Source organism: Bradyrhizobium liaoningense (assembly GCF_018130825.1).
Taxonomy (GTDB): domain Bacteria; phylum Pseudomonadota; class Alphaproteobacteria; order Rhizobiales; family Xanthobacteraceae; genus Bradyrhizobium; species Bradyrhizobium liaoningense_B.
Window position 1 is genome coordinate 336,656 of the sequence record NZ_JAFCJS010000001.1, and the last position, 22,864, is coordinate 359,519.

A 22,864-nucleotide genomic window follows, 5' to 3' on the forward strand; every position below is an offset into this window, starting at 1 on the left:
GCCGCAGGTCACGCCACCGGATCCTCGTGAGCAGCAGCGGAGCGGTTTCGATAGTGCGGCGCCGATCGCGCGGGAGCGTCGTCCGATGCCGCGGCGGGACTTTTCGCGTTGATGCTGACTGGCGCAGACCCGGCATCGCGCCGGGCGACGGCCCAGATCAGCAAACCGAGAAGCGCCAATGCAGCGCCGACGGGACCGGTGGAGGTCCAGCCCAACCCCGCACGGATCGCAAGGCCGCCGAGGAAAGGGCCGAGCGCGTTGGCGGTGTTGAAGGCCGAATGGTTCAGCGCGGCCGCGAGCGCCTGCGCGTCGCCGGCGACGTCCATCAGCCGCGTCTGGAGGATCGCGCCGAGCGAGACGCTGGCGCCGATGGCGAAGACGTCTGCGGCCAGGAGCCAGGGATTGGCGGCGGCAAGCGGGAAGACCAGCAGCGCGACCGCGGCAAACAGCAGGATGACGCCCGCCGTCGGCATCAAGGCGCGGTCGGCAAAGCGCGGCACGAACAGATTGCCGAGCGTGGCGCCGACACCGAATATGGCGAGGAAGAACGGAATGGTCGTGGCACTGACCTTGGTGACCTCGATCAGCGTCGTCGCAAGATAGGTGTAGACGGCGAACATGCCGCCGAAGCCGATGGCGCCGATCGCCAGCGTGATCCAGACGCGGCCGCTTCTGAGGGCGGCGAGCTCGCGTAGCGGATCGGACCTGCCCGCCCGGTCACGCGGCGCGAACAGGGCGCACAGCAGCACCGTGAGCAGCGCCAGCACCGACACGAGACCGAAACTCGCGCGCCAGCCGACCGCCTGGCCGATCAGATTGGCCAGCGGTACGCCGATGATGGTGGCGCAGGTCAGGCCAAGCATGACCTGGCCGATCGCCTGCGAGCGCCGCTGTTGCGGAACAAGCGAAGCCGCGACCAGCGCGGCGATGCCGAAATAGGCGCCGTGTGGCAGCCCCGAGAGGAAGCGTGCCGCGATCATCCAGCCGAAGCCGGGTGCGAGCGCAGTGAGCGCGTTGCCGAGCGCAAACACGGCCATCAGGGCGAGCAGCTGCGTGCGCCGCGCGAACCGCGCACCGAGCACCGCGATCAGCGGCGCGCCCAGCACGACGCCGAGTGCGTAAGCACTGATCGCGTGCCCTGCGGTCGGCTCGTCGACGTGGAGGTCGGCGGCGAAGAACGGCAGCAGGCTCATCGACGCGAATTCGGTGGTCCCGATCGCAAAGCCGCCCATCGCGAGCGAGATCAGGACGATGGCGAGGTGAGGGGGATTAGCGCGGGGCGAGGTCGCGTGAGGCGAGATCGTCATGAGTCCTGCATCGGTGGCGTCAATGGGAACCAGCCCAGCGAACGTCGCCATCCCTGCAAGATTTGTCCGTCGTACTTAAACCCGGATCAGTCTGCGTCAACACTTAAGGCCGAGCGCACGGCAAGCCGCATATCAGCGTCCCGATTTGCGTGTGCCGAGAACTAGCCGGGGCGCTTCGACCGCGGAGCAGGTCTCCGCTGCGAAAAGTAAGGATTCGCAACGCAGCTCGCCGAACGCCCGACGGCGAGAAATCTGCATTGCTCGAGCGAGGTGTAGCGGCAATCGAAATAGCCCACCTGGCCGTAGATCTGCATGCAGACGGGATAGCTGGGATCATAGGTCTGCGCACGCGCCTGCGCACTCACGAAGAGTGTGCCGGTCGCAACGAGCGCAAGCCAGGCGCTGCGCATCTCAGCGCGACAACAAATAGCCCGGCGCCAGCGTGCGCGGACGATTCTGATAGGCGTAGGGATCATCACTCTGTCCCCCGAAATAGGGATTGGCGATGCAGGTCAGCGCGCGGCCCGATGCGCTCGCCTGACACTGCGCGTAAGTATCGAACCTGCAATTGCTCAGTCCCGGCCACTCATCGCCCGTGAGGCAGAATGCGTGATGCGTACCGAATGCGCGTGCAGGCGTGCTTGCGTTCAGCGTGAGCGTGAATGTGGCGATTGCGAGCGAAAGTGTGGCGACAATGGGGAGAGTAATTCGTGCGCGCATTTGAAATCTCCAATCACACAATTGTGCGCGCGACGATGTTACGCGCGCGTGCAGTTTATCTCGTCTCGTCGACATTGGAACTCTCGAAAACACTTGTTTCAAAGGGTTTCCAGTGCGCTCTGATAAATCTTCATTAATGAAGCGCGGGCCTTTGGCGTGAACTGTTGCGTCGAGGTTACAGCAATTCCATCGATCGCTGTTATGACCACGACACGGCCAGGGGGCCTAACGACGAAACTGGAACGGGATTGAAATGAAGAAGAATTTGTTGCTTGCCGCTGTGAGCCTCGTCGCGCTCAGCGCAGCTGCACCGGCGCTGGCTGCCGATCTCGCGGCGCGTCCGTACACCAAGGCGCCGCCTGCCGCGATCGCTACGATCTACGACTGGAGCGGCTTCTACATCGGCATCAACGGCGGCGGTGGTTCGTCGCACGCGACCTGGGATTTCGTTGGCGTTGGTCGCGAAGGCTCGCACGATGCGACCGGCGGCACGGTCGGTGGCCAGATCGGCTATCGCTGGCAGTCGGGCCAGTGGGTGTTCGGCGTTGAAGGCCAGGGCAACTGGGCCGACTTCTCGGGCGACAATCAGAGCGCGCTGTTCGCCACCCGCAACCGCACCAAGATCGACGCGTTCGGTCTGATCACCGGCCAGGTCGGCTACGCCTGGAACAACGTCCTGATCTACGTCAAGGGCGGTGCCGCTGTGGTCAGCGACAAGTACGAGATCTCCAGCACGGCCGGTGCGCTCCTCTCCTCGACCAGCGACACCCGTTGGGGTGGCACGGTCGGTGCCGGCCTCGAGTACGGCTTTGCGCCGAACTGGTCGGTTGGCGTCGAGTACAACCACATCTTCCTGTCGGACAAGGACGTCACCTTTGCTGGCTTCGCCGGCACCGAGCGCATCCGTCAGGACGTCGACATGGGCCTCGTCCGCCTGAACTACAAGTTCGGCGGCCCGATCCTCGGCCGTTACTGATACCGATCGCTTCGCAAGAAGCGGTTGTCGAAAGCCCCGGCCGTCGGCCGGGGCTTTTTTGTTGCGTGAATTCAGCGAGTTAACCATCGCATTTCGAGGTCGCCGAGACCGCTTGACTCCCGTGAACGAAATGAGAACAATGTTCTTCATACGTTCTAGCAAGGGAGCGAGACCATGTTCAGGATTTTCGTGGAAGAGGCGGCTGCACTGGCGTCCATCACGCTGTTCGTCGGGATGATCGCGATCTGGGCCCAGGTCATACCGCAGCTCTGATTCCGCAGCTCCAGGACAGGCTCGGCTGGGGAAAAGCGGGACGACGCGGCGAAGCGGCCGCTCCGGCGTGGACTCTGAGGCTGTGAGACCCCACCATTGTGATGCGAGTCGGCCGCACGGGTGCATGATGCCTTGAGGAGCCGGCGACCGCTCCATCTCATCTGCAAGAGGCCGTCACGCGACCATGCCGAGCGCCGGATTTGTCCACCTTCACGTTCACTCGGCCTATTCGCTGCTCAAGGGCTCGATCAAGATCGCCAAGCTCGCCGAGCTTGCCAAGAAAGACCACCAGCCCGCGCTGGCGCTGACCGACACCGACAATCTGTTCGGGGCGCTGGAGTTCTCCGACAAGATGGCGGGTTCCGGGATCCAGCCGATCGTCGGCTGCGAGCTTGCGATCGATTTCGGCGATCAGGACCCGAACGCGCGCAACGCGATGGGGCCCTCGCGCGTGGTGCTTTTGGCCGCGCAGGAGCGCGGCTATCGCAGCCTGATGCGGCTCAATTCGCGGGCGTTCCTGGAAACACCCGACAGCCATGCCCCGTTCATCAAGTTCGACTGGTTCGACGGCGAGACCGAGGGGCTGATCGCGCTCACGGGCGGTCCGGACGGGCCGATCTCGCTGGCGCTTGCCGGCGGCATGGCCGAGCTTGCGGCGGCGCGCTGCGAGCGTCTGGCCAATCTGTTCGGCGACCGGCTCTACATCGAGCTGCAGCGCCACAACATCGACAAGGAGCGGCGCGTCGAAAGCGGCTTGATCGACATCGCCTATGCGAAGGGCCTGCCGCTGGTTGCGACCAACGAGCCGTACTTCGCTTCGACCGACGATTACGAGGCGCATGACGCACTGCTGTGCATCGCCGGCGGCCGGCTGATCGCCGAGACCGATCGCGTGCAGCTCACCCCCGATCACCGCTTCAAGACCCGCGCCGAGATGGCGGTGCTGTTCGCCGACATTCCGGAGGCGCTGGCGTCCACGGTCGAGATCGCCGAGCGCTGCTCGTTCCGCCCGATGACGCGCAAGCCGATCCTGCCGTTCTTCACGGTCGGCGCCGCGGCGAGCTCGGACGCCGCCGCGGTCGAAGCCGCCGAGTTGAAGCGGCAGGCGGAGGAGGGGCTTGCCAACCGTCTGCGCGTCCACGGCCTGTCGCAGGGCACGACGGACGAAGACTACAACAAGCGCCTGGCGTTCGAGCTCGACGTCATCATGCGCATGAAGTACGCGGGCTACTTCCTGATCGTGTCCGACTTCATCAAATGGGCCAAGGCGCACGGCATCCCGGTCGGGCCGGGCCGCGGCTCCGGCGCAGGCTCGCTGGTGGCGTGGGCGCTGACCATCACCGACCTCGACCCGATCAAGTTCGGCCTGCTGTTCGAGCGTTTCCTCAACCCGGAACGCGTTTCGATGCCGGACTTCGACATCGACTTCTGCCAGGACCGCCGCGGCGAGGTGATCAAGTACGTGCAGGATCGCTACGGCCGCGACCAGGTCGCGCAGATCATCACCTTCGGTACGCTGCAGGCGCGCGGCGTGCTGCGCGACGTCGGGCGCGTGCTGCAGATGCCCTACGGCCAGGTCGACAAGCTGACGAAGCTGGTGCCGCAGAATCCGGCCGCGCCGGTGACGCTGGCGGCTGCGATCGAGAGCGAGCCGAAGCTGCAGGCGTTCCGCGACGAAGACCCGGTGGTGGCGCGCGCCTTTGACATCGCGCAGCGCCTCGAAGGCCTGACCCGCCACGCCTCGACGCACGCGGCCGGCATCGTGATCGGCGATCGCCCGCTCAGCGAGCTAGTGCCGATGTACCGCGATCCGAAGTCGGATATGCCGGTGACCCAGTTCAACATGAAATGGGTCGAGCCCGCGGGCCTCGTGAAGTTCGACTTCCTCGGCCTGAAGACGCTGACCGTGCTCGACGTCGCGTGCAAACTGCTCAAGCCGCGCGACATCCATGTCGACCTGGCGACGCTGCCGATCGACGATGCCGAAAGCTACCAGATGCTGGCGCGCGGCGAGGTGGTCGGCGTGTTCCAGGTTGAAAGTCAGGGCATGCGGCGAGCGCTGGTCGACATGCGCCCCGACCGCTTCGAGGACATCATCGCGCTGGTCGCGCTCTATCGGCCGGGCCCGATGGCGAACATCCCGACCTATTGCGCGCGCAAGCACGGCGACGAGGAGCCGGAATATCTGCATCCCGTGCTCGAGCCGATCCTGAAGGAGACCTTCGGCGTCATCATCTACCAGGAACAGGTGATGCAGATCGCGCAGGTGATGTCGGGCTATTCGCTCGGCGACGCCGACCTCTTGCGCCGCGCCATGGGCAAGAAGATCCGCGCCGAGATGGACAAGCAGCGCGACATCTTCGTCGCGGGCGCGGTGAAGAACGGCGTGCCGAAAGGGCAGGCCGAGACCATCTTCGAATTGCTCGCAAAATTCGCCGACTACGGCTTCAACAAGAGCCACGCGGCGGCCTATGCGCTGGTGTCCTACCACACCGCCTACATGAAGGCGCATTATCCGGTGGAGTTCATCGCGGCGTCGATGACGCTCGATCTCAACAACACGGACAAGCTCTCCGAATTTCGCTCCGAGGCGCAGCGCCTCGGCATCAAGGTCGAGCCGCCCAACATCAACCGCTCGGGCGCAACCTTCGAGGTCGGCGACAAGGTCATCTACTACGCGCTCGCTGCGCTGAAGGGCGTTGGCATCCAGGCGATCGAGCAGATCATCGAGGAGCGGACGAAGCGTGGGGTGTTCACCTCGCTCGCCGACTTCGCCGCGCGCGTCAATCCGCGTGCGATCAACAAGCGCATTATCGAAAGCCTGGCTGCCGCCGGCGCCTTCGACACGCTGGAGCCGAACCGCGCCCGCGTCTTCGCCGGGGCGGACTCGATCCTGGCCGCCTGCCAGCGCGCGCATCAGGCCGAGACGATCGGCCAGAACGACATGTTCGGCATGTCTGCGGATGCGCCGACCATCATGCTGCCGCAGATCGAGCCGTGGCTGCCGGCCGAACGGCTGCGCCGCGAATACGACGCGATCGGCTTCTTCCTGTCGGGCCATCCGCTCGACGATTACGCCACCGTGCTGAAGCGCCTGCGGGTTCAGAGCTGGGCTGAGTTCTCGCGCGCGGTGAAGACCGGCGCCACCGCCGGCAAGGTTGCGGCCACAGTTGTGTCGCGTATGGAGCGCCGCACCAAGACCGGCAATAAAATGGGCATCATGGGCCTGTCGGATCCGACCGGTCATTTCGAGGCGGTGCTGTTCTCCGAAGGGCTCGCGCAATATCGTGACGTGCTGGAGCCGGGCGCCGCCGTGCTGCTCCAGCTCGGTGCCGAGTTGCAGGGCGAGGACGTCCGCGCGCGCGTGCTGCATGCCGAGCCGCTCGACGATGCCGCGGCCAAGACGCAGAAGGGCCTGCGCATCTTCCTGCGCGACACCAAGCCGCTGGACTCGATCGCCAAGCGCCTCGCCGGCCCCGATGCAGCTGCGTCGAACGGCGCCGCGCCAAAGGTCGGCAGTCCGGGGATTGCGCCGCGCTCCAACGGCGATGGCGAAGTCTCGCTGGTGTTGATGCTCGACCTCGAGACCGAGGTGGAGATGAAGCTGCCCGGTCGCTTCAAGGTCTCGCCGCAGATCGCCGGCGCGATCAAGGCGGTCGCCGGCGTCGTGGACGTGCAGCAGCTGTAGAGCGCGATGAGATTTGGAAGAATCGTCGTCGTGCCTTGGATCGTTATTGGACCATGAGCTCCGTACAAACGCGTGCCGCTTTTTGTCGCGAGGGAAAATTGCTGCGTTTTTTTCGGATCAGGCCCTAGCAGCCGGTCGCGAATATATGCGGGCGAGCGCAGGTCTGCGCAGTCGCTGCGCGTGAGGCGAGCGGTCGCTTCGGCTTAGCAGCATGGTTCGCGCGGTGCAGCAATCATAAGTTGCGTCAATTATAATTGGTGATTTCTTCATATCGGCGCACCTATCATCGCGATGCTTCCGTTCGTCCACCTGACCTGGGGAAACATCACATGTGTGACAAGTGCTCTGAATCTCTGCATCATCAATCTCTGCATGAAGACATCGCGCCGTCACGGCGGTCCGCGATGCTGTTTGGCGCCGCTGCGTTTGGCATGGCTTTCGCCGGCGGAGCTTTCGCCAACCGCGCCTTGGCCAAGGAAACCAAGCAGCCACCCAAGCCGCAGAACGTGCTGGCGCCCGACGCGGCGCTGAAGCGGCTGATGGCGGGCAATGCGCGCTACGTCGAGGGCGTGTCGCGGCGCCACGATTTCAAGCATGAGCGCGAGGCGCTGGTTGGTGGCCAGAACCCGTTCGCGGCCGTTCTGAGCTGCGCCGACTCGCGCATCGCGCCGGAATATGCCTTCGACACGGGGCGCGGCGACCTCTTCGTCTGTCGCGTTGCGGGCAACTTTGCCGGGACCGAGACCATCGCGAGCATGGAATATGCGGTGGCGGTGCTGAACACGCCGCTGATCCTCGTGCTTGGCCATGATGCCTGCGGCGCGATTGATGCGACGCTGAAGGCGATCAAGGACAATACGTCGCCGCCGGGACACATTCCCTCGCTGATTGATGCGATCGCGCCCGCCGCAAAGGCTGCGATGCAGCAGGGCGGCGGGGATGTCCTCGACAAGGCGATCCGGCAGAACGTGATCGACAACGTCGCAAAGCTGAAATCAGCCGCGCCGATCCTCAACGGGGCCGTGGAGCAGGGCAAGCTCAAGGTCGTCGGCGGCATCTACCGGCTCACGACGGGAACGGTCGACCTGATCGCGCAGGGCTAATTAAGGCGCACTATCGGGCCTCGCGGCGTTCCATCGTCGCGAGGCTTACGCGGGTCTGACGCGGGCGCCGACGTTGACGCCTGACCTGCGGCGGGCGCCATGTCGCCGCCTCAATCCAAGCCTTTCGTTCAAGCGCCATTCAGCTGGCCGCGCGTCTGATGTGCGATGGCCACCTCAACGACAAAAGCGGGCACAAGCCATGCGTGGGACGCTCAAAGTCTTCATCTGCCTTCTCCTGCCGATCATGGTCCTTGCCGCTGGCGGTCCAGGGCCAGTGCGTGCGCAGCAGCAGGAAAAGCGCATCGCGCTCGTTGTCGGCAACGGCGCCTATGCCAAGTCGCCGTTGGCAACCACTGCGAACGATGCCGGCCTGATCGCGCAGACGCTGCAGGCGGCGGGCTTCGACGTCGTCGGCGCCCGTGATCTCGACGGCGACACGCTGCGCAAGAGCTTTCGCGATTTCGTCCAGAAGGCGCAGGCCTCGGGCCCGGGCACCGTCGCGATGGTCTATCTCGCCGGCTACGGCGTGCAGCTCGCCGGCGAGAATTATTTCATCCCGGTCGATTCCAACATCACGCGCGATACCGACATTCCGACTGAGGGCTTGCGCATCAGCGACTATGCGCGTCAGCTTGCGGCCATTCCGCTCAAGGCCAACATCGTCGTGCTCGACGCAGCCCGCGCGCAGCCCTTCATCGAGGGCGGCCAGCCGATCGCGAGCGGGCTGGCGCTGGTCGAGCCCGATCCGAACATGCTGATCGCGTTCAACGCCGCGCCCGGCACGGTGGCGCCGGAGGAGCCGGGACCCTATGGCATCTACGCGCAATCGCTCGCCGAGATGATCCGCACCGGCGGCCTGGCGCTGCCCGACGTCTTCGACCGTGTCCGCCTGCGCGTCAACGAGGCCAGCAAGGGGGCGCAGGTGCCCTGGAACGAGCAGAAGATCTCGGCGCCGTTCTCCTTCTTCGAGCGCGGGCCCGACGCGCCGCCGCCGGAGACGGCACCGGACCAGGTCGCTGCGATCCGGAGCAAGCCGATCCGCGATCTCGGTGCGCAGGATGCCTATGCCGCCGCGCTCTCGCGCGACACGCTGCCGGCCTATGAGGAATTTCTCGCGGCCTATCCGAACGATCCCATGTCCAGGCGCGTGACGGTGATCGTCGCGGCGCGCCGCGAGGCAATCACCTGGCGGCGCACGTATCGGACCGACACGCCGGAAGCCTATTGGTCGTATCTGCACCGCTATCCGCGCGGGCCTCATGCCGGCGACGCACGGCGCAGGCTTGCGATCCTGACCGCGCCGCTCGAGCCGCCGCCGAGCTTCGCCATGCTCGATTACGACGTGCCGCCACCGCCGCCGGAGGAGGTGGTCTATGTCGATCGCCCGGTGCTGTATTTCAGCGACCCCGATTTCGGCTTCGCGCCGCCACCGCCGCCACCGGTCTACTATCTGCCGCCGCCGCCGCCGGATTTCGTCGTGCTGCCGCCGCCGCTGCCCGTGGTCGGCCTGTTCGTGCTGCCGCAGCCGGTGTTCGTGCCGATCCCGGTGTTCGTGCGGCCGCCGGTCTATGTCGCGCCGCCGCCGAACAACATCATCTTCAACAACATCCATAACACCACGGTCATCAACACCGTGATCAACCAGGCGCCGGCACCGGCGCCAGCTGCCGGAGCCGGCGCTGGTCCGGCCAATCTGGCGCCGGCGGTTGCCGGTCGTGCCAACCCGGTGGCACCCGCCGTGCCGCAGGCGGTGATGCAGCGCGCCGCCCTGATCCAGCAGGGCAAGGCGCCGTTGCCGCCGAGCGCGACGATCCAGCCGACGGCGAGGCCCGGGGCGCCGCCGGTGGCGCCGGCACATGTCGCCCCAAACGCCTTGCCGGGCGCCGCCGCACCAAGTGTGGCCCCGAACGCTGCACCACAGGCCAGGCTGCCCGCGGCCAACACGTTGCCGGTGCCAGGGGCCCATGGCGGTCCGCCTGCGCCGCCGGCCGGCGCTGGCCCGCTGCCGAACGGCAGGCCCGCGCCGACCGCCGTTGCGCCCGGCGCGCCGCCGCCGGCTCATCCGGGGGCGCCGACGGCTGCAGTTCCCGGCACGACGCTGCCTGCTCATCCCGGTGCACCAAATGCCGCCGGCTCTGCGGCGGCTGCACCCACCACGACAAGCCCGCCTGCCGCGCCCGGCCAGCCGCCGAAGCCGCCGGTGGCACAGACCCCGCCGGGAGCCGGGCCTGCCGATCGCGCCAAATCCGCAACCCGGGAGTCACCCGGCACACCTCCGGCCGCGGCCGGAAAGCCGGTTGCGCTGCCGCCCGCGGCTGGGCATGAGCCGATCAGGCCGCAGAATCGGCCATCGGCCGCTCCGCCGCAGGCCGCGAGACCCGTCGCACCGCCGCCGCGGCCCCAGGCCGTGGCGCGGCCAACGCCGCCACCTCCGCCGCATGTGTCCGCGCCGCCGCCACGGGTGGCTGCGCCTCCGCCGCCACGGGTAGCCGCGCCTCCGCCGCCGCGACCCGCTCCGCCGCCGGTCGCTGCGGCACGTCCCGCGCCGCCACCGCCTGTTGCCCGACCGGCTCCACCACCGCCGCCGCCCCGGGTGGCCGTGGCCCCACCGCGTCCGGCGGCACCTCCGCCACGCCCGGCGGCCCCGCCGCCTGCCGCCAAGAAGTGTCCGCCCAACCAGCCGAAGTGCTAGATGGTACGGCGGTACTGACGGAATAGGGGCCTTTCGCGGGCGAAAACCGCCCCCGAAAGGCCCTTATTTCCTTGCTTCTGGCCGAAATTGCGCTATAGAGCGCGCCATCTCACACGGAAACATGGCTCACAAGGCCGTCCGGTGGCAACCGGGGCGAGAACGCTCCGTTTTGCTCACACGTTTCCGGAGGAACCAACCGGAGAATTAGAAACATGGCACTGCCCGATTTCACTATGCGTCAGCTGCTCGAAGCTGGCGTGCACTTTGGTCACCAGTCTCACCGCTGGAATCCGAAAATGGCTCCGTTCATTTTCGGCACCCGCAACAACATCCACATCGTCGATCTCGCCCAGACCGTGCCGATGCTGCACCAGGCCCTCCAGGCCGTCAGCGACACGGTGGCCAAGGGCGGCCGCATCCTGTTCGTCGGCACCAAGCGCCAGGCGCAGGACGGCGTTGCCGACGCGGCCAAGCGCTGCGCGCAGTATTTCGTCAATTCGCGCTGGCTCGGCGGCACGCTGACCAACTGGAAGACGATCTCGGCCTCGATCAAGCGCCTGCGTCACCTCGACGACGTGCTCTCGGGCGGCGAAGCCAATTCCTACACGAAGAAGGAGCGCCTCACGCTTCAGCGCGAGCGCGACAAGCTCGACCGCTCGCTCGGCGGCATCAAGGACATGGGCGGTCTGCCCGACCTGATCTTCGTGATCGACACCAACAAGGAAGACATCGCGATCCAGGAGGCCCAGCGCCTCAACATCCCGGTCGCCGCGATCGTCGACACCAACTCGGACCCGAAGGGCATCACCTATGTGGTCCCCGGCAATGACGACGCCGGCCGCGCCATCTCGCTGTATTGCGATCTGATCGCGCGTGCGGCCATCGACGGCATCTCGCGCGCCCAGGGCGATTCGGGCATCGACATCGGTGCTTCCGCTCGTCCGCTCGCCGAAGAGCTGCCGGCGGCGTCCTCGAGCGGCTTCCAGGGCCTCGCTGGTCCCCGCGGCACTGCCGACGATCTCAAGAAGCTCCCGGGCGTGTCGGGTGCGATCGAGAAAAAGTTCAACGACCTCGGCATCTTCCACTACTGGCAGCTCGCCGAGCTCGACCACGACACCGCGCACACGATCGGCGAAGAAGTCGGTCTGCCGAGCCGTGCGGATGCGTGGGTGGCCAAGGCCAAGGCGCTGACCGCGGAAGCGGAATAGTCAAAAAGAGCGATGGGTTGGCCGGATAGGATCCGGCCACCATTTCAGTTGACGCGAATCCCTGAGATGGACCGCGGCGGGGCGATTGGATGCCACGCCGCGGCAAACCGGCAGGCACAAAGGATTTTCAACGATGGCAACGATCACAGCTGCGATGGTCAAGGACCTGCGCGAATCGACCGGCGCGGGCATGATGGACTGCAAGGCCGCGCTCACCGAGAACAATGGCGACATGGAAGCGGCGCAGGACTGGCTGCGCAAGAAGGGCCTGTCGAAGGCCGCCAAGAAGTCGGGCCGCGTCGCGGCCGAGGGCCTGATCGGCGCGCTCACCAAGGGCACCAAGGGCGTCGTGGTCGAGGTCAACTCCGAGACCGACTTCGTCGCGCGCAACGGCCAGTTCCAGGGCCTCGTCAAGATGATCGCCCAGGTCGCGTTCGACGCCGGTGCCGACGTCGAGAAGATCAAGGCCGCCAAGGTCGGCGACGTCACGATCGAAGCCGCCATCAATGATGCGATCGCCACCATCGGCGAGAACATGACCCTGCGTCGCGCTGCTGCCCTCGAGGTGAAGCAGGGCGTGGTGTCGCACTACGTCCACGGCGCGGTCATCGACGGCGCCGGCAAGATGGGCGTGATCGTTGCGCTGGAATCGCCCGGCAAGGCCGACGAACTCGCGGCGCTCGGCCGCCAGATCGCGATGCATGTCGCCGCCGCCAACCCGCTGGCGCTCGATCCGTCCGGCCTCGATCCGGCGGTGGTCAAGCGCGAGAAGGACGTGCTCGCCGACAAATATCGTCAGCAGGGCAAGCCCGAGAACGTGATCGAGAAGATCGTCGAGTCCGGCCTGAAGACCTACTACAAGGAAGTCTGCCTGCTCGAGCAGGCCTTCATCCACGACACCGGCAAGTCGGTGGCGCAGGCGGTGAAGGAAGCCGAGGGCAAGGTCGGCGGTGCAGTGAAGATCGCCGGCTTTGTGCGCTATGCTCTCGGTGAGGGAATCGAGAAACAGGAAAGCGACTTCGCAGCCGAGGTCGCGGCGGCCAGCGGCAAGAAGTAAGCGCCGGAACGTTCCTTCCGGCGTGCCGCCGGAAGCGGCGCCCGGACAAGGAAAGTGCTCATGACTGATCCGGTCTATCGTCGCGTCGTGATCAAGCTGTCCGGCGAATATCTCGCGGGACAGCAGGGGTTTGGCATCGATCAGCCGACCGTGGACCGGGTTGCGGACGATCTGATCGCCGCCCGCAAGCTCGGCACCGAGGTGGCGGTCGTGATCGGCGGCGGCAACATGGTCCGCGGCGTCGAGGTCTCGGCCCGCGGGGTCTCGCGCACCACCGGCGACACCATGGGCATGCTCGCCACCATGATGAACTGCCTCGCGCTGGAAGCGGCGATCGAGCGCAAGGGCACGCCGGCGCGGACGCTGTCGGCCTTCGTCATGCCCGAGATTTCCGAGCTGTTCACCCGTACCGCGGCGCACAAATACCTCGCCGAAGGCCGGATCGTGCTGCTCGGCGGCGGGACTGGCAACCCGTTCTTCACCACCGATACGACCGCGGTGCTGCGCGCCGCCGAGATCGGCGCGGAGGCGGTCCTGAAGGCGACCAATGTCGATGGCGTCTACTCAGCCGACCCGAAGAAGGATCCGAGCGCCACGCGATTCGACCGGCTGACGCATTCGCAGGCGATCGAAGGCGGCTACAAGGTGATGGATGCGACCGCCTTCGCGCTTGCCCGCGAGACGTCGCTGCCTATCATCGTGTTCTCGATCGCGGAGCCGGGCTCGATCGGTGCGATTCTGCGTGGTGTCGGCCACGGAACCATCGTCGCCGGCTGACGGCTCAGCTGCCGTGCCTCAAGGGAAGGCACGGTGAGGTCGCCGGGATTTTGAAGGAGAAACGTGATGGCCACGGGTAATTTCGACCTCAACGAAGTGAAGCGCCGCATGCAGGGCGCCGTCGCCTCGCTCAAGCACGAGCTTGGCGGTCTGCGCACGGGGCGCGCGTCGGCCTCGATGCTCGATCCCGTTCAGGTCGATGCTTATGGCAGCCACATGCCGCTCAATCAGCTCGCCACCGTCAGCGTGCCCGAGCCGCGCCTGATCTCGGTGCAGGTCTGGGACAAGTCAATGGTCAAGGCGGTCGAGAAGGCGATCGTCGATTCCAATCTCGGCCTGTCGCCCGCGACCGAAGGCCAGGTGCTGCGCCTGCGCATCCCCGAACTCAACGAGGAGCGCCGCAAGGAGCTGGTGAAGGTCGCGCACAAATACGCCGAAGCCGCCAAGGTCGCCGCGCGCCACGTCCGCCGCGACGGTCTGGACGTCCTCAAGAAGCTCGAGAAGAATCACGAGATGTCGGAGGACGACCAGAAGCGTCATGCCGACGAGGTGCAGAAGGCGACCGACGGCACCATCGCCGAGATCGACCAGCTGCTCGCCGCCAAGGAAAAAGAAATCCTCACCGTTTAAGGCATCGCCTTCATGTCCGACGTCGCCGCGCCAGCAACGGAAGGGCCTGACCGGTCCGACGCGCCCGCGCATGTCGCCATCATCATGGATGGCAACGGGCGTTGGGCGGCCGCGCGCGGCCTGCCGCGTGCGGAGGGGCATCGCCGCGGCGTCGAGGCCCTGCGCCGCGTGGTGCGCGCCTCGCACGAGCTCGGCATCCGCTATCTCACCATCTTCTCCTTCTCGTCGGAGAACTGGTCGCGTCCGGCGAGCGAGATCGGCGATCTCTTCGGTCTGCTCCGCCGCTTCATCCGCAACGATCTGGCGAGTCTGCATCGCGACGGCGTCAAGGTCCGCATCATCGGCGAGCGGGACGGGCTCGAAAGCGATATCTGCGCGCTGCTCAACGAGGCCGAGGAGCTGACGCGCGACAACACCCGCCTCACGCTCGTCGTCGCCTTCAACTACGGCTCGCGGCAGGAGATCGCAAAGGCGGCGCAGAAGCTGGCGCGCGAGGTTGCCGAAGGCAAGCGCGATCCTGCCACGATCGATGCCGAGACGCTCGGCGCGCATCTCGATGCGCCCGACATTCCCGATCCCGATCTCATCATCCGCACCAGCGGCGAGCAGCGCCTGTCGAATTTCCTGATGTGGCAGGCCGCCTATAGCGAGCTCGTGTTCGTGCCGATCCACTGGCCCGATTTCGACAAGGCGGCGCTGGAGGGCGCGATCGCCGAATTTGCCAGGCGCGAGCGCCGTTTCGGCGGCCTGGTCGCGAAAACCGCCTCGTGAGCGAATCCGACACCGCACCGGCGGGCGCCAAGCCTGCCCCGAGCAATCTCGTGCTGCGCGTCCTCGCGGCGCTGGTGCTGGCGCCGCTGACCATTGCGATCGCTTATGCCGGCGGCTGGCTGTGGGCGCTTCTCGTCACCCTGGTCTCGATCGGGCTGTTCGCGGAATGGCTGATGGTGGTGGGCGCAGGATCGGCCGCGCTGACCGGGGCAGGGACGATCGTCATCGCCATGATGGGAGCCGCCGTCGCTTTTGGCGCGCTCAAGACCTCCGTCGTCACCGGCCTCATCGGCGGTGCGATCGTGACGCTGATCGCGCGGGGCAAGTTCTTATGGGCAGCCACCGGCTTCGCCTATGCGTCGGCGGCGCTGCTGGCCTCGATCCTGGTGCGGAAGGACCTCGTCAACGGTTTCTCCGCACTGATGTTCGTGCTGCTCGTGGTGTGGGCGACCGATATCGGCGGCTATTTCGCCGGCCGCGGCATTGGCGGACCGAAGCTGTGGCCGCGGGTGAGCCCGAAGAAGACCTGGGCCGGAGCCCTCGGCGGCTTTGCCGCCAGCCTTGCGGTCGCCGCCGGCTTTGCGGCTTTCGGGGTCGGGAAGGCGATCCCGCTGCTGCTCGTCAGCGCCGTGCTCTCGGTGGTGTCGCAAGCCGGCGACCTGTTCGAATCCGCGGTGAAGCGGCGGTTCGGCGTCAAGGATTCCAGTCACTTAATTCCCGGCCATGGCGGGCTTATGGACCGCCTGGACGGCTTTGTTGCCGCCATCCTGGCGGCCTGGTTTATCGGCTTTCTCCGTCACGGTGTGCATAGCGCCGGAAGCGGTCTTATGGTTTGGTGAGGATATGAGCGCCGTTCCCTTGCGTAATAACAGGCTTGCTGCGTCCGACATTCGCAGCGTCACAGTCCTCGGTGCGACCGGTTCGATCGGCGACAGCACGATGGATCTGCTGCGCGCCTCGCCCGAGCGCTACCGCGTCGAGGCCTTGACGGCGAACGGCAATGTCGAGGCGCTGGCCAAGCTCGCGAAGGAATTCAACGCCCGCTTCGTGGCGATCGCGGACAGCTCAAAGCTCGGCGAGCTCAAGGCTCTGCTTGCGGGAACGAGCACCGAATGCGGCGCCGGTGAAAGCGCGGTGATCGAGGCTGGCGCGCGTCCCGCCGATTGGGTGATGGCAGCCGTCAGCGGCGCTGCCGGGCTGAAGCCGGCTCTCGCCGCAGTCGATCGCGGCGCGCATGTCGCGCTCGCCAACAAGGAATGCCTCGTCTGCGCCGGCGATTTCTTCATGCAGCGCGCGGCGAAAGCGGGCGCCTGCATCCTGCCTGCGGATTCCGAGCACAATGCGCTGTTCCAGGCATTGGCATCGGGCAATCGCGACGAGCTGGTCCGTGTCATCATCACCGCCTCGGGCGGCCCGTTCCGCACCTGGAAGCCGGCCGATATCGAGCAGGCGACGCTGGAACAGGCGCTCAAGCATCCGAACTGGAGCATGGGCCAGAAGATCACGATCGATTCCGCCTCGATGATGAACAAGGGCCTCGAGGTGATCGAGGCGTCCTATCTGTTCGCGCTCTCGCCCGACGAGATCGACGTGCTGGTGCATCCGCAGTCGATCATCCACGGCATGGTCGAGTTTTCCGACCGCTCGGTGATGGCGCAGCTCGGCGCGCCCGACATGCGCACCCCGATCGCGCACTGCCTCGGCTGGCCCGATCGCATCAAGGGCCCGGCCGCCAAGCTCGACCTCGCCAAGATCGGCCAGCTCACCTTCGAGGCGCCCGACTTCGAGCGGTTCCCGGGACTGCGGCTGGCCTACGATTCGCTGCGGACCGGGAAGGGGGCCACCACGGTCTACAATGCCGCCAACGAGGTCGCGGTCGCGGCCTTCATCGCCGGCAAGATCCGGTTCGGCGCCATTGCCCGGCTGGTCGAGGCGACCCTGGATGACTGGATCCGGGGCGGGAACCAGGCGCCCCTGACGTCAGCCGATGATGCAATCTCTGTTGACCATGTTGCTCGAAATAGAGCTGCCGCCCTATTGCCTCAAATTGCCTTAAAGGCATCCTAGTTGGTTCGGGGCCAGGGCCTTGCGGCGCTGGGTGAGGGAAATCGATGATCGACTTTTTTGTCCATAGTTTCAATGCATTGAGCCATGGGCTCCTCGGCTACGCGGTTCCCTTCCTGTTCGTCCTGACCATCGTCGTGTTCTTCCACGAACTCGGCCATTTCCTGGTCGCGCGCTGGGCGGGCGTTCGGGTGTTGACCTTTTCGCTCGGTTTCGGACCGGAGCTGATCGGTTTCAACGACCGCCACGGCACCCGCTGGAAGATCTCGGCGATTCCGCTCGGCGGCTACGTCAAGTTCTTCGGCGACGAGAGCGAAGCCTCGACCCCGTCGGCCGAGACGCTTGCGGCCATGACGCCCGAGGAGCGTGCCGGCAGCTTCCACCATAAGAAGGTCGGCCCGCGCGCGGCCATCGTCGCGGCCGGACCGATCGCCAATTTCATTCTGGGCGCGCTGATCTTCGCGGGCATGGCCCTGTACTACGGCAAGCCGAGCACGATCGCGCGCGTCGACGGCGTCGTCGCCGATGGCGCGGCGGCGGCGGCCGGCTTCAAGATCGGGGACGTCGTCGTTCAGATCGACGGCAAGCCGATCGAGAGCTTTGCCGACATGCAGCGAATCGTTGCGATGAATGCCGGTTCGACGCTTGCGTTCCAGGTGAAGCGTGACGGCGCCATCGTGTCGCTGTCTGCGACCCCGGCGCTGCTCGAGCGCAAGGATCCGTTCGGGAACAGCCACCGTGTCGGCGTGCTCGGCGTCGAGCACAAGACGCAGGCCGGCGAGGCTTCGACCGCTCCGGTCGGTGTCGGCGAAGCGTTCAAGATCGGCGTGGAGCAGGTCTGGTTCATCATCACCAGCACCTTCAAGTTCCTGGGCTCGCTGTTTGTCGGACACGGTAACCCGAACGAGGTCAGCGGCGTCCTTGGCATCGCGAAGATGTCGGGGCAGGCGGCCAGCGCCGGGTTCCAGTTCGTGATCAACCTCTGCGCAGTGCTGTCGGTGTCGATCGGTCTCTTGAACCTGTTCCCGATCCCGCTGCTCGATGGCGGTCACCTTATGTTCTATGCGGCCGAAGTGGTTCGCGGCCGGCCCTTGTCCGAGCGGACTCAGGAGATGGGGTTCCGAATCGGGTTGGGTTTGGTGCTGATGTTGATGGTGTTTGCGACCTACAACGACATCCTGCGGATGGCAGCTTCCTGATAGGGGCTTTTTTGTGGCGTTGCTGTTGAGCAACGTCCTGGAATGAAATTGAAATCACGACGCTTTCGGCCGTTTGCGGCGTCGGCGAAATTGGCTACAAGCGGCCTGAACTTGGGGAATCTCCAGACCGGCGTTGGGGTGGGTCTGGCACGGAATGATAAGGGCGCGTTGCGCATGAAGTTTGGACTGCGACTCCGGGGGGGCTTGCTCGCAACCCTGATCATGTTCGGCGCGCCGGTGGTTGCCCCGGTCGGGGCTGTTTTTGTGTCTTCGTCTGCGCTTGCTCAGACGGTCCAGTCGATTTCCGTCGAAGGAAATCGCCGCGTCGAGGTGGAGACGATCCGCTCCTATTTCAAGCCGGGTCCGGGCGGCCGCCTGGATCAGGGCGCCATCGATGACGGCCTCAAGGCGCTGATCGAGACCGGCCTGTTCCAGGACGTCAGGATCAACCGCGGCTCCGGCGGCCAGATCATCGTCTCCGTGGTGGAAAACCCGGTGATCGGGCGCATCGCCTTCGAGGGCAACAAGAAGATCAAGGACGAGCAGCTCACCTCCGAGGTCCAGTCCAAGGCGCGCGGAACCTTCTCCCGCGCCATGGTGCAGTCCGACACGCTGCGAATCGCCGAAATCTATCGCCGCTCCGGCCGCTACGACGTGCGCGTCACGCCCGAAGTCATCGAGCAGCCGAACAATCGCGTCGACCTCATCTTCACGATCGTGGAAGGCTCCAAGACCGGCGTGAAGTCGATCGACTTCGTCGGCAACGTCGCGTTCTCGTCCTACCGCCTGCGGGACGTCATCAAGACGCGCGAATCGAACCTTCTCAGCTTCCTCGCCAGTGGCGACATCTACGATCCCGATCGTGTCGAGGCTGACCGCGACCTGCTGCGCCGCTTCTATCTCAAGAACGGTTTCGCCGACGTCCAGGTCGTGGCCGCGCTCACCGAATACGATCCGGAGAAGAAGGGCTTCAACGTCACCTTCAAGATCGAGGAAGGCTCGCAGTATCGCGTCGGCGCGGTCGATTTCCGCTCCAGCATTCCGAACTTCGATCCGTCTTCGATGCGGGCCTATTCGCGCGTCGGTGTCGGTTCGCTCTACAACGTCGAATCGGTCGAGAAGTCGGTCGAGGAGATGCAGATCGAAGCCTCGCGCCGCGGCTATGCCTTCGCCGTGGTCCGTCCCGGCGGCGACCGCAATTTCGAGGCGCACACGGTGTCCGTCGTGTTCAACATCGACGAGGGCCCGCGCACCTATATTGAGCGCATCAACCTGCGCGGCAACACCCGCACACGCGACTACGTCATCCGCCGCGAGTTCGATATCTCCGAGGGCGATGCCTACAACCGCGCACTGGTCGATCGCGCCGAGCGGCGCCTGAAGAACCTCGACTATTTCAAGAGCGTCAAGATCACGACCGAGCCCGGCTCGTCGAGCGACCGCGTCATCCTGATCGTCGACATGGAAGAGAAATCGACCGGCGACTTCTCGATCTCGGGCGGTTACTCCACGACCGACGGCGCGCTCGCCGAAGTCTCGATCTCCGAGCGCAACCTGCTCGGCCGCGGCCTGTTCGCCAAGGCGTCGGTGACCTACGGCCAGTATGCGCGCGGCTATTCGCTGTCGTTCGTCGAGCCCTATCTGCTCGACTATCGCGTCGCGCTCGGCCTCGACCTCTATCAGCGCCAGCAGCTGTCCAACAGCTACATCTCCTACGGCACCAAGACGCTCGGCTTCTCGCCCCGTCTCGGCTTCTCCTTGCGTGAAGATCTGGCGCTCCAGCTGCGCTACTCGATCTATCAGCAGGAAATCACGCTGCCGTACTACCTGGCGAACTGTAACAACAATCTGGGCACGTCGGCATTCAACCCGAGCCCGGCCTTCGCCAATGCGCAGACGCCGCCGATCGACCTGAGCTCGACCAACGGCCTCGGCTGCTACTTCGACGGCGAGGCCTCGCTGCCGGTGCGCAAGGAGCTTGCCAACGGCAAGACCCTGACCTCGGCGCTCGGCTACACGCTGACCTACAACACGCTGGACAACAACAAGAACCCCACCGACGGTCTGCTCGTCGACTTCCGCCAGGACTTCGCCGGCGTCGGCGGCGACGTCTCCTACCTGAAGTCGGTGATCGACGCGAAGTACTACACCCCGCTGGTGTCTGACATCGTCGGTCTCGTGCACGTGCAGAGCGGCATGCTGAACAAGATCGGCAGCAACGATCTGCGCATGCTCGATCACTTCCAGATGGGCCCGAACCTCGTCCGCGGCTTCGCCCCGAACGGCATCGGTCCGCGCGACATCAACCCGTACGACACGCAGGACGCGCTCGGCGGCACCAAGTACTGGGGCGCTTCGCTCGAATTGCAGATGCCGTTCTGGTTCCTGCCGAAGGAAGTGGGTCTGAAGGGCGCGGTCTATGCCGACGCCGGCGGTCTCTACGACTACAAGGGACCGACGACGTGGAGTGTGACTAACGAAATGACCACGCCGTCCAACTCGGGCTGTACTCCGTCGACGACCAATCCGGCGACGCCCGGAACCTGTACCGGCCTGATCTATGACGACAGCAGGGTGATCCGCTCGTCGGTGGGTGTCGGCCTGATCTGGCAGTCGCCATTCGGTCCGCTGCGCTTCGACTACGCCGTGCCGCTCAGCAAGGGCAAGTACGACCGTACCCAGGAGTTCCGGTTCGGCGGCGGTACCACCTTCTAATTCGAACAGCATGGCATGATCCGGCCCCTCAGTTTTCCTGGGGGGCCGATCTCTAAAAAGATCGTGCTCAGTCCATGAGATAAGGCATGATGCGGCCTGACCGCTTCATGCCGAAGCCGGACCGCGACGGGGTGGAATGGCGCAGCCGACCTTCTTCACAAAGCCGCCTGCCACAGCGTTGGCCGACATTGCCACGCTGACCAAGGCGCAATTGGTCGACCCCACGAGGGCCGGCCACGTCATCACGGGCCTGGCTTCGCTGGACGAAGCCGGCCCGATGCACTTGGCGTTCTTCGACAACCTCAAATACGTCGATCAGCTCAGGGCGACCAAGGCCGGGGCTTGTCTGGTGAGCCCGCGCTTCGAGGCCCAGGTACCTGCCCATGTCGCCGTGCTGCGGGTGGCGCAACCGTTCCGCGCCTTCGTCGGGATCGCCCGGCAGTGGCACGGCGATGCGCTGCGCCCGCAGTCCTGGTTCGGCAATGAGGGTATCGCACCGTCCGCCATCATCGACCCCTCCGCCCGGCTCGAGGATGACGTCGTCGTCGAACCGCTGACCGTCATCGGTCCAGATGTCGAGATCGGCAGCGGCACCGTAATCGGCGCCGGCGTGGTCATCGGCCCCGGCGTCAAGATCGGCCGAGATTGCAATGTCGGCGCCCGCACGGCCATCCAGTGCGCGCTGATCGGCAACGACGTGCTGATCCATCCGGGCTGCTCGATCGGCCAGGACGGCTACGGCTTCATCTTCTTCGGCCCCGAGGGCCATCTGAAGGTGCCGCAGACCGGCCGGGTGCTGATCCAGAACAACGTGGAGGTCGGCGCTGGCACCACCATCGATCGCGGTTCCTTGCGCGACACCGTGATCGGTGAGGGCACCAAAATCGACAATCAGGTCCAGATCGGCCACAATGTGACGATCGGCCGGAACTGCCTGCTGGCGGCCCAGATCGGCCTCGCGGGCAGCCTGACCATCGGCGACAACGTGGCGCTGGGAGCAAAGGTTGGCATCAACAATCACCTCAAGATCGGCGATGGCGCCCAGGTCACGGCGATGAGCGGGGTCAAGGACGACATCCCGCCGAACGGTCGCTGGGGTGGCTTCTTTGCCAAGCCGACCAAGCAGTGGTTCAAGGAAATTATCGCGGTGGAGCGCCTGGTACGCGACAGCAAGGCCGATCCGAAGGACGAGGGACGGGAATGACGGAGGAATCGCCTATCAAGTTCGAGCTGGTGGATATCAACGCGATCCTCCAGACGCTGCCGCACCGCTTTCCGATGCTGCTGATCGACCGCGTGATCAACATTCGCGCCGATTACAGCGGCATCGGCATCAAGAACGTCACCTTCAACGAGCCGGCCTTCCAGGGGCATTTCCCCGAGCGTCCGGTCTATCCCGGCGTCATGATGATCGAGGCGATGGCGCAGACGGCGGGCGTGATCGGCATCAAATCGGTCGAGGGCACCGAGAAGCCGCGCGCGGTGTATTTCCTCACGATCGACAAGTGCAAATTCCGCAAGCCCGTGCTGCCCGGCGATACCATCGAGTATCACATGCGCTCGCTCGGCCGCCGCAAGACCATGTGGTGGTTTCACGGCGACGCCAAGGTCAACGGCCAGGTGGTTGCGGAGGCCGACGTCGGCGCCATGCTGACGGATTGAGGGAGCAGCTTGCACGAACGGA

General features: G+C 65.5%; 18 protein-coding genes. 15 read left to right on the forward strand and 3 right to left on the reverse strand.

Annotation, left to right across the window (positions count from 1 at the left end; translation table 11 throughout):
• Positions 1–8 precede the first annotated feature (8 nt).
• From JQ603_RS01660 to JQ603_RS01670, 3 genes are all read right to left on the reverse strand, one after another.
• Positions 9–1,307 carry an MFS transporter gene (locus tag JQ603_RS01660; protein ID WP_212336026.1) on the reverse strand — a complete coding sequence of 433 codons (1,299 nt, stop codon included), beginning with the start codon at positions 1,305–1,307 and terminating at the stop codon, positions 9–11.
• A 161-nt stretch (positions 1,308–1,468) separates the two neighbouring features.
• Positions 1,469–1,717 carry a DUF3551 domain-containing protein gene (locus JQ603_RS01665; RefSeq protein ID WP_212336027.1) on the reverse strand — a complete coding sequence of 83 codons (249 nt, stop codon included), beginning with the start codon at positions 1,715–1,717 and terminating at the stop codon, positions 1,469–1,471.
• Between the two features lies 1 nt (position 1,718).
• Positions 1,719–2,027 (reverse strand): DUF3551 domain-containing protein, encoded by a 309-nt coding sequence (locus JQ603_RS01670; protein ID WP_212336028.1) that lies wholly within the window; start codon positions 2,025–2,027, stop codon positions 1,719–1,721.
• 253 nt (positions 2,028–2,280) lie between these two features.
• Here JQ603_RS01670 and JQ603_RS01675 point away from each other — a divergent pair, with 253 nt between their 5' ends.
• The 15 genes from JQ603_RS01675 (at position 2,281) to fabZ (ending at position 22,842) form a co-directional block, all read left to right on the forward strand.
• Entirely contained in the window at positions 2,281–3,003 is a 723-nt protein-coding gene (locus tag JQ603_RS01675; RefSeq protein ID WP_212336029.1) for an outer membrane protein, read from the forward strand.
• 457 nt (positions 3,004–3,460) lie between these two features.
• Positions 3,461–6,964 (forward strand): DNA polymerase III subunit alpha, encoded by a 3,504-nt coding sequence (dnaE, locus tag JQ603_RS01680; protein ID WP_212336030.1) that lies wholly within the window; start codon positions 3,461–3,463, stop codon positions 6,962–6,964.
• Positions 6,965–7,293: 329 nt separating this feature from the next.
• Positions 7,294–8,067 carry a carbonic anhydrase gene (locus tag JQ603_RS01685; protein WP_212336031.1) on the forward strand — a complete coding sequence of 258 codons (774 nt, stop codon included), beginning with the start codon at positions 7,294–7,296 and terminating at the stop codon, positions 8,065–8,067.
• A gap of 199 nt (positions 8,068–8,266) precedes the next feature.
• Positions 8,267–10,759: a caspase family protein gene (locus tag JQ603_RS01690; RefSeq protein WP_212336032.1), complete on the forward strand. Its 2,493-nt coding sequence runs from the start codon at positions 8,267–8,269 to the stop codon at positions 10,757–10,759.
• A gap of 212 nt (positions 10,760–10,971) precedes the next feature.
• On the forward strand, positions 10,972–11,967 hold the full coding sequence (locus JQ603_RS01695) for a 30S ribosomal protein S2 (RefSeq protein WP_211411005.1): 996 nt from the start codon (positions 10,972–10,974) through the stop codon (positions 11,965–11,967).
• A 133-nt stretch (positions 11,968–12,100) separates the two neighbouring features.
• Positions 12,101–13,024, forward strand: coding sequence for a translation elongation factor Ts (gene tsf / locus JQ603_RS01700; RefSeq protein WP_212336033.1), 924 nt, complete (start codon positions 12,101–12,103; stop codon positions 13,022–13,024).
• A 60-nt stretch (positions 13,025–13,084) separates the two neighbouring features.
• Positions 13,085–13,801, forward strand: a complete 717-nt coding sequence (gene pyrH / locus JQ603_RS01705) for a UMP kinase (protein WP_212336034.1) — start codon at positions 13,085–13,087, stop codon at positions 13,799–13,801.
• A 66-nt stretch (positions 13,802–13,867) separates the two neighbouring features.
• Positions 13,868–14,431, forward strand: a complete 564-nt coding sequence (frr, locus tag JQ603_RS01710; protein WP_057756077.1) for a ribosome recycling factor — start codon at positions 13,868–13,870, stop codon at positions 14,429–14,431.
• 12 nt (positions 14,432–14,443) lie between these two features.
• Positions 14,444–15,202: an isoprenyl transferase gene (locus JQ603_RS01715; RefSeq protein ID WP_212336035.1), complete on the forward strand. Its 759-nt coding sequence runs from the start codon at positions 14,444–14,446 to the stop codon at positions 15,200–15,202.
• Positions 15,199–16,041: a phosphatidate cytidylyltransferase gene (locus tag JQ603_RS01720; RefSeq protein WP_212336036.1), complete on the forward strand. Its 843-nt coding sequence runs from the start codon at positions 15,199–15,201 to the stop codon at positions 16,039–16,041. The genes JQ603_RS01715 and JQ603_RS01720 overlap by 4 nt, the downstream gene beginning before the upstream one ends.
• A gap of 4 nt (positions 16,042–16,045) precedes the next feature.
• Positions 16,046–17,269, forward strand: a complete 1,224-nt coding sequence (gene dxr / locus JQ603_RS01725; RefSeq protein ID WP_212336037.1) for a 1-deoxy-D-xylulose-5-phosphate reductoisomerase — start codon at positions 16,046–16,048, stop codon at positions 17,267–17,269.
• 44 nt (positions 17,270–17,313) lie between these two features.
• Complete coding sequence (gene rseP, locus JQ603_RS01730) at positions 17,314–18,465, forward strand: RIP metalloprotease RseP (RefSeq protein WP_212336038.1); 1,152 nt, start codon at positions 17,314–17,316, stop codon at positions 18,463–18,465.
• Between the two features lie 174 nt (positions 18,466–18,639).
• Complete coding sequence (gene bamA, locus JQ603_RS01735; protein WP_212336039.1) at positions 18,640–21,180, forward strand: outer membrane protein assembly factor BamA; 2,541 nt, start codon at positions 18,640–18,642, stop codon at positions 21,178–21,180.
• A 136-nt stretch (positions 21,181–21,316) separates the two neighbouring features.
• Entirely contained in the window at positions 21,317–22,384 is a 1,068-nt protein-coding gene (lpxD, locus tag JQ603_RS01740) for a UDP-3-O-(3-hydroxymyristoyl)glucosamine N-acyltransferase (protein ID WP_212336040.1), read from the forward strand.
• Positions 22,381–22,842, forward strand: a complete 462-nt coding sequence (gene fabZ, locus JQ603_RS01745; protein WP_183238958.1) for a 3-hydroxyacyl-ACP dehydratase FabZ — start codon at positions 22,381–22,383, stop codon at positions 22,840–22,842. Before lpxD ends, fabZ begins: the two co-directional genes overlap by 4 nt.
• Positions 22,843–22,864 lie beyond the last annotated feature (22 nt).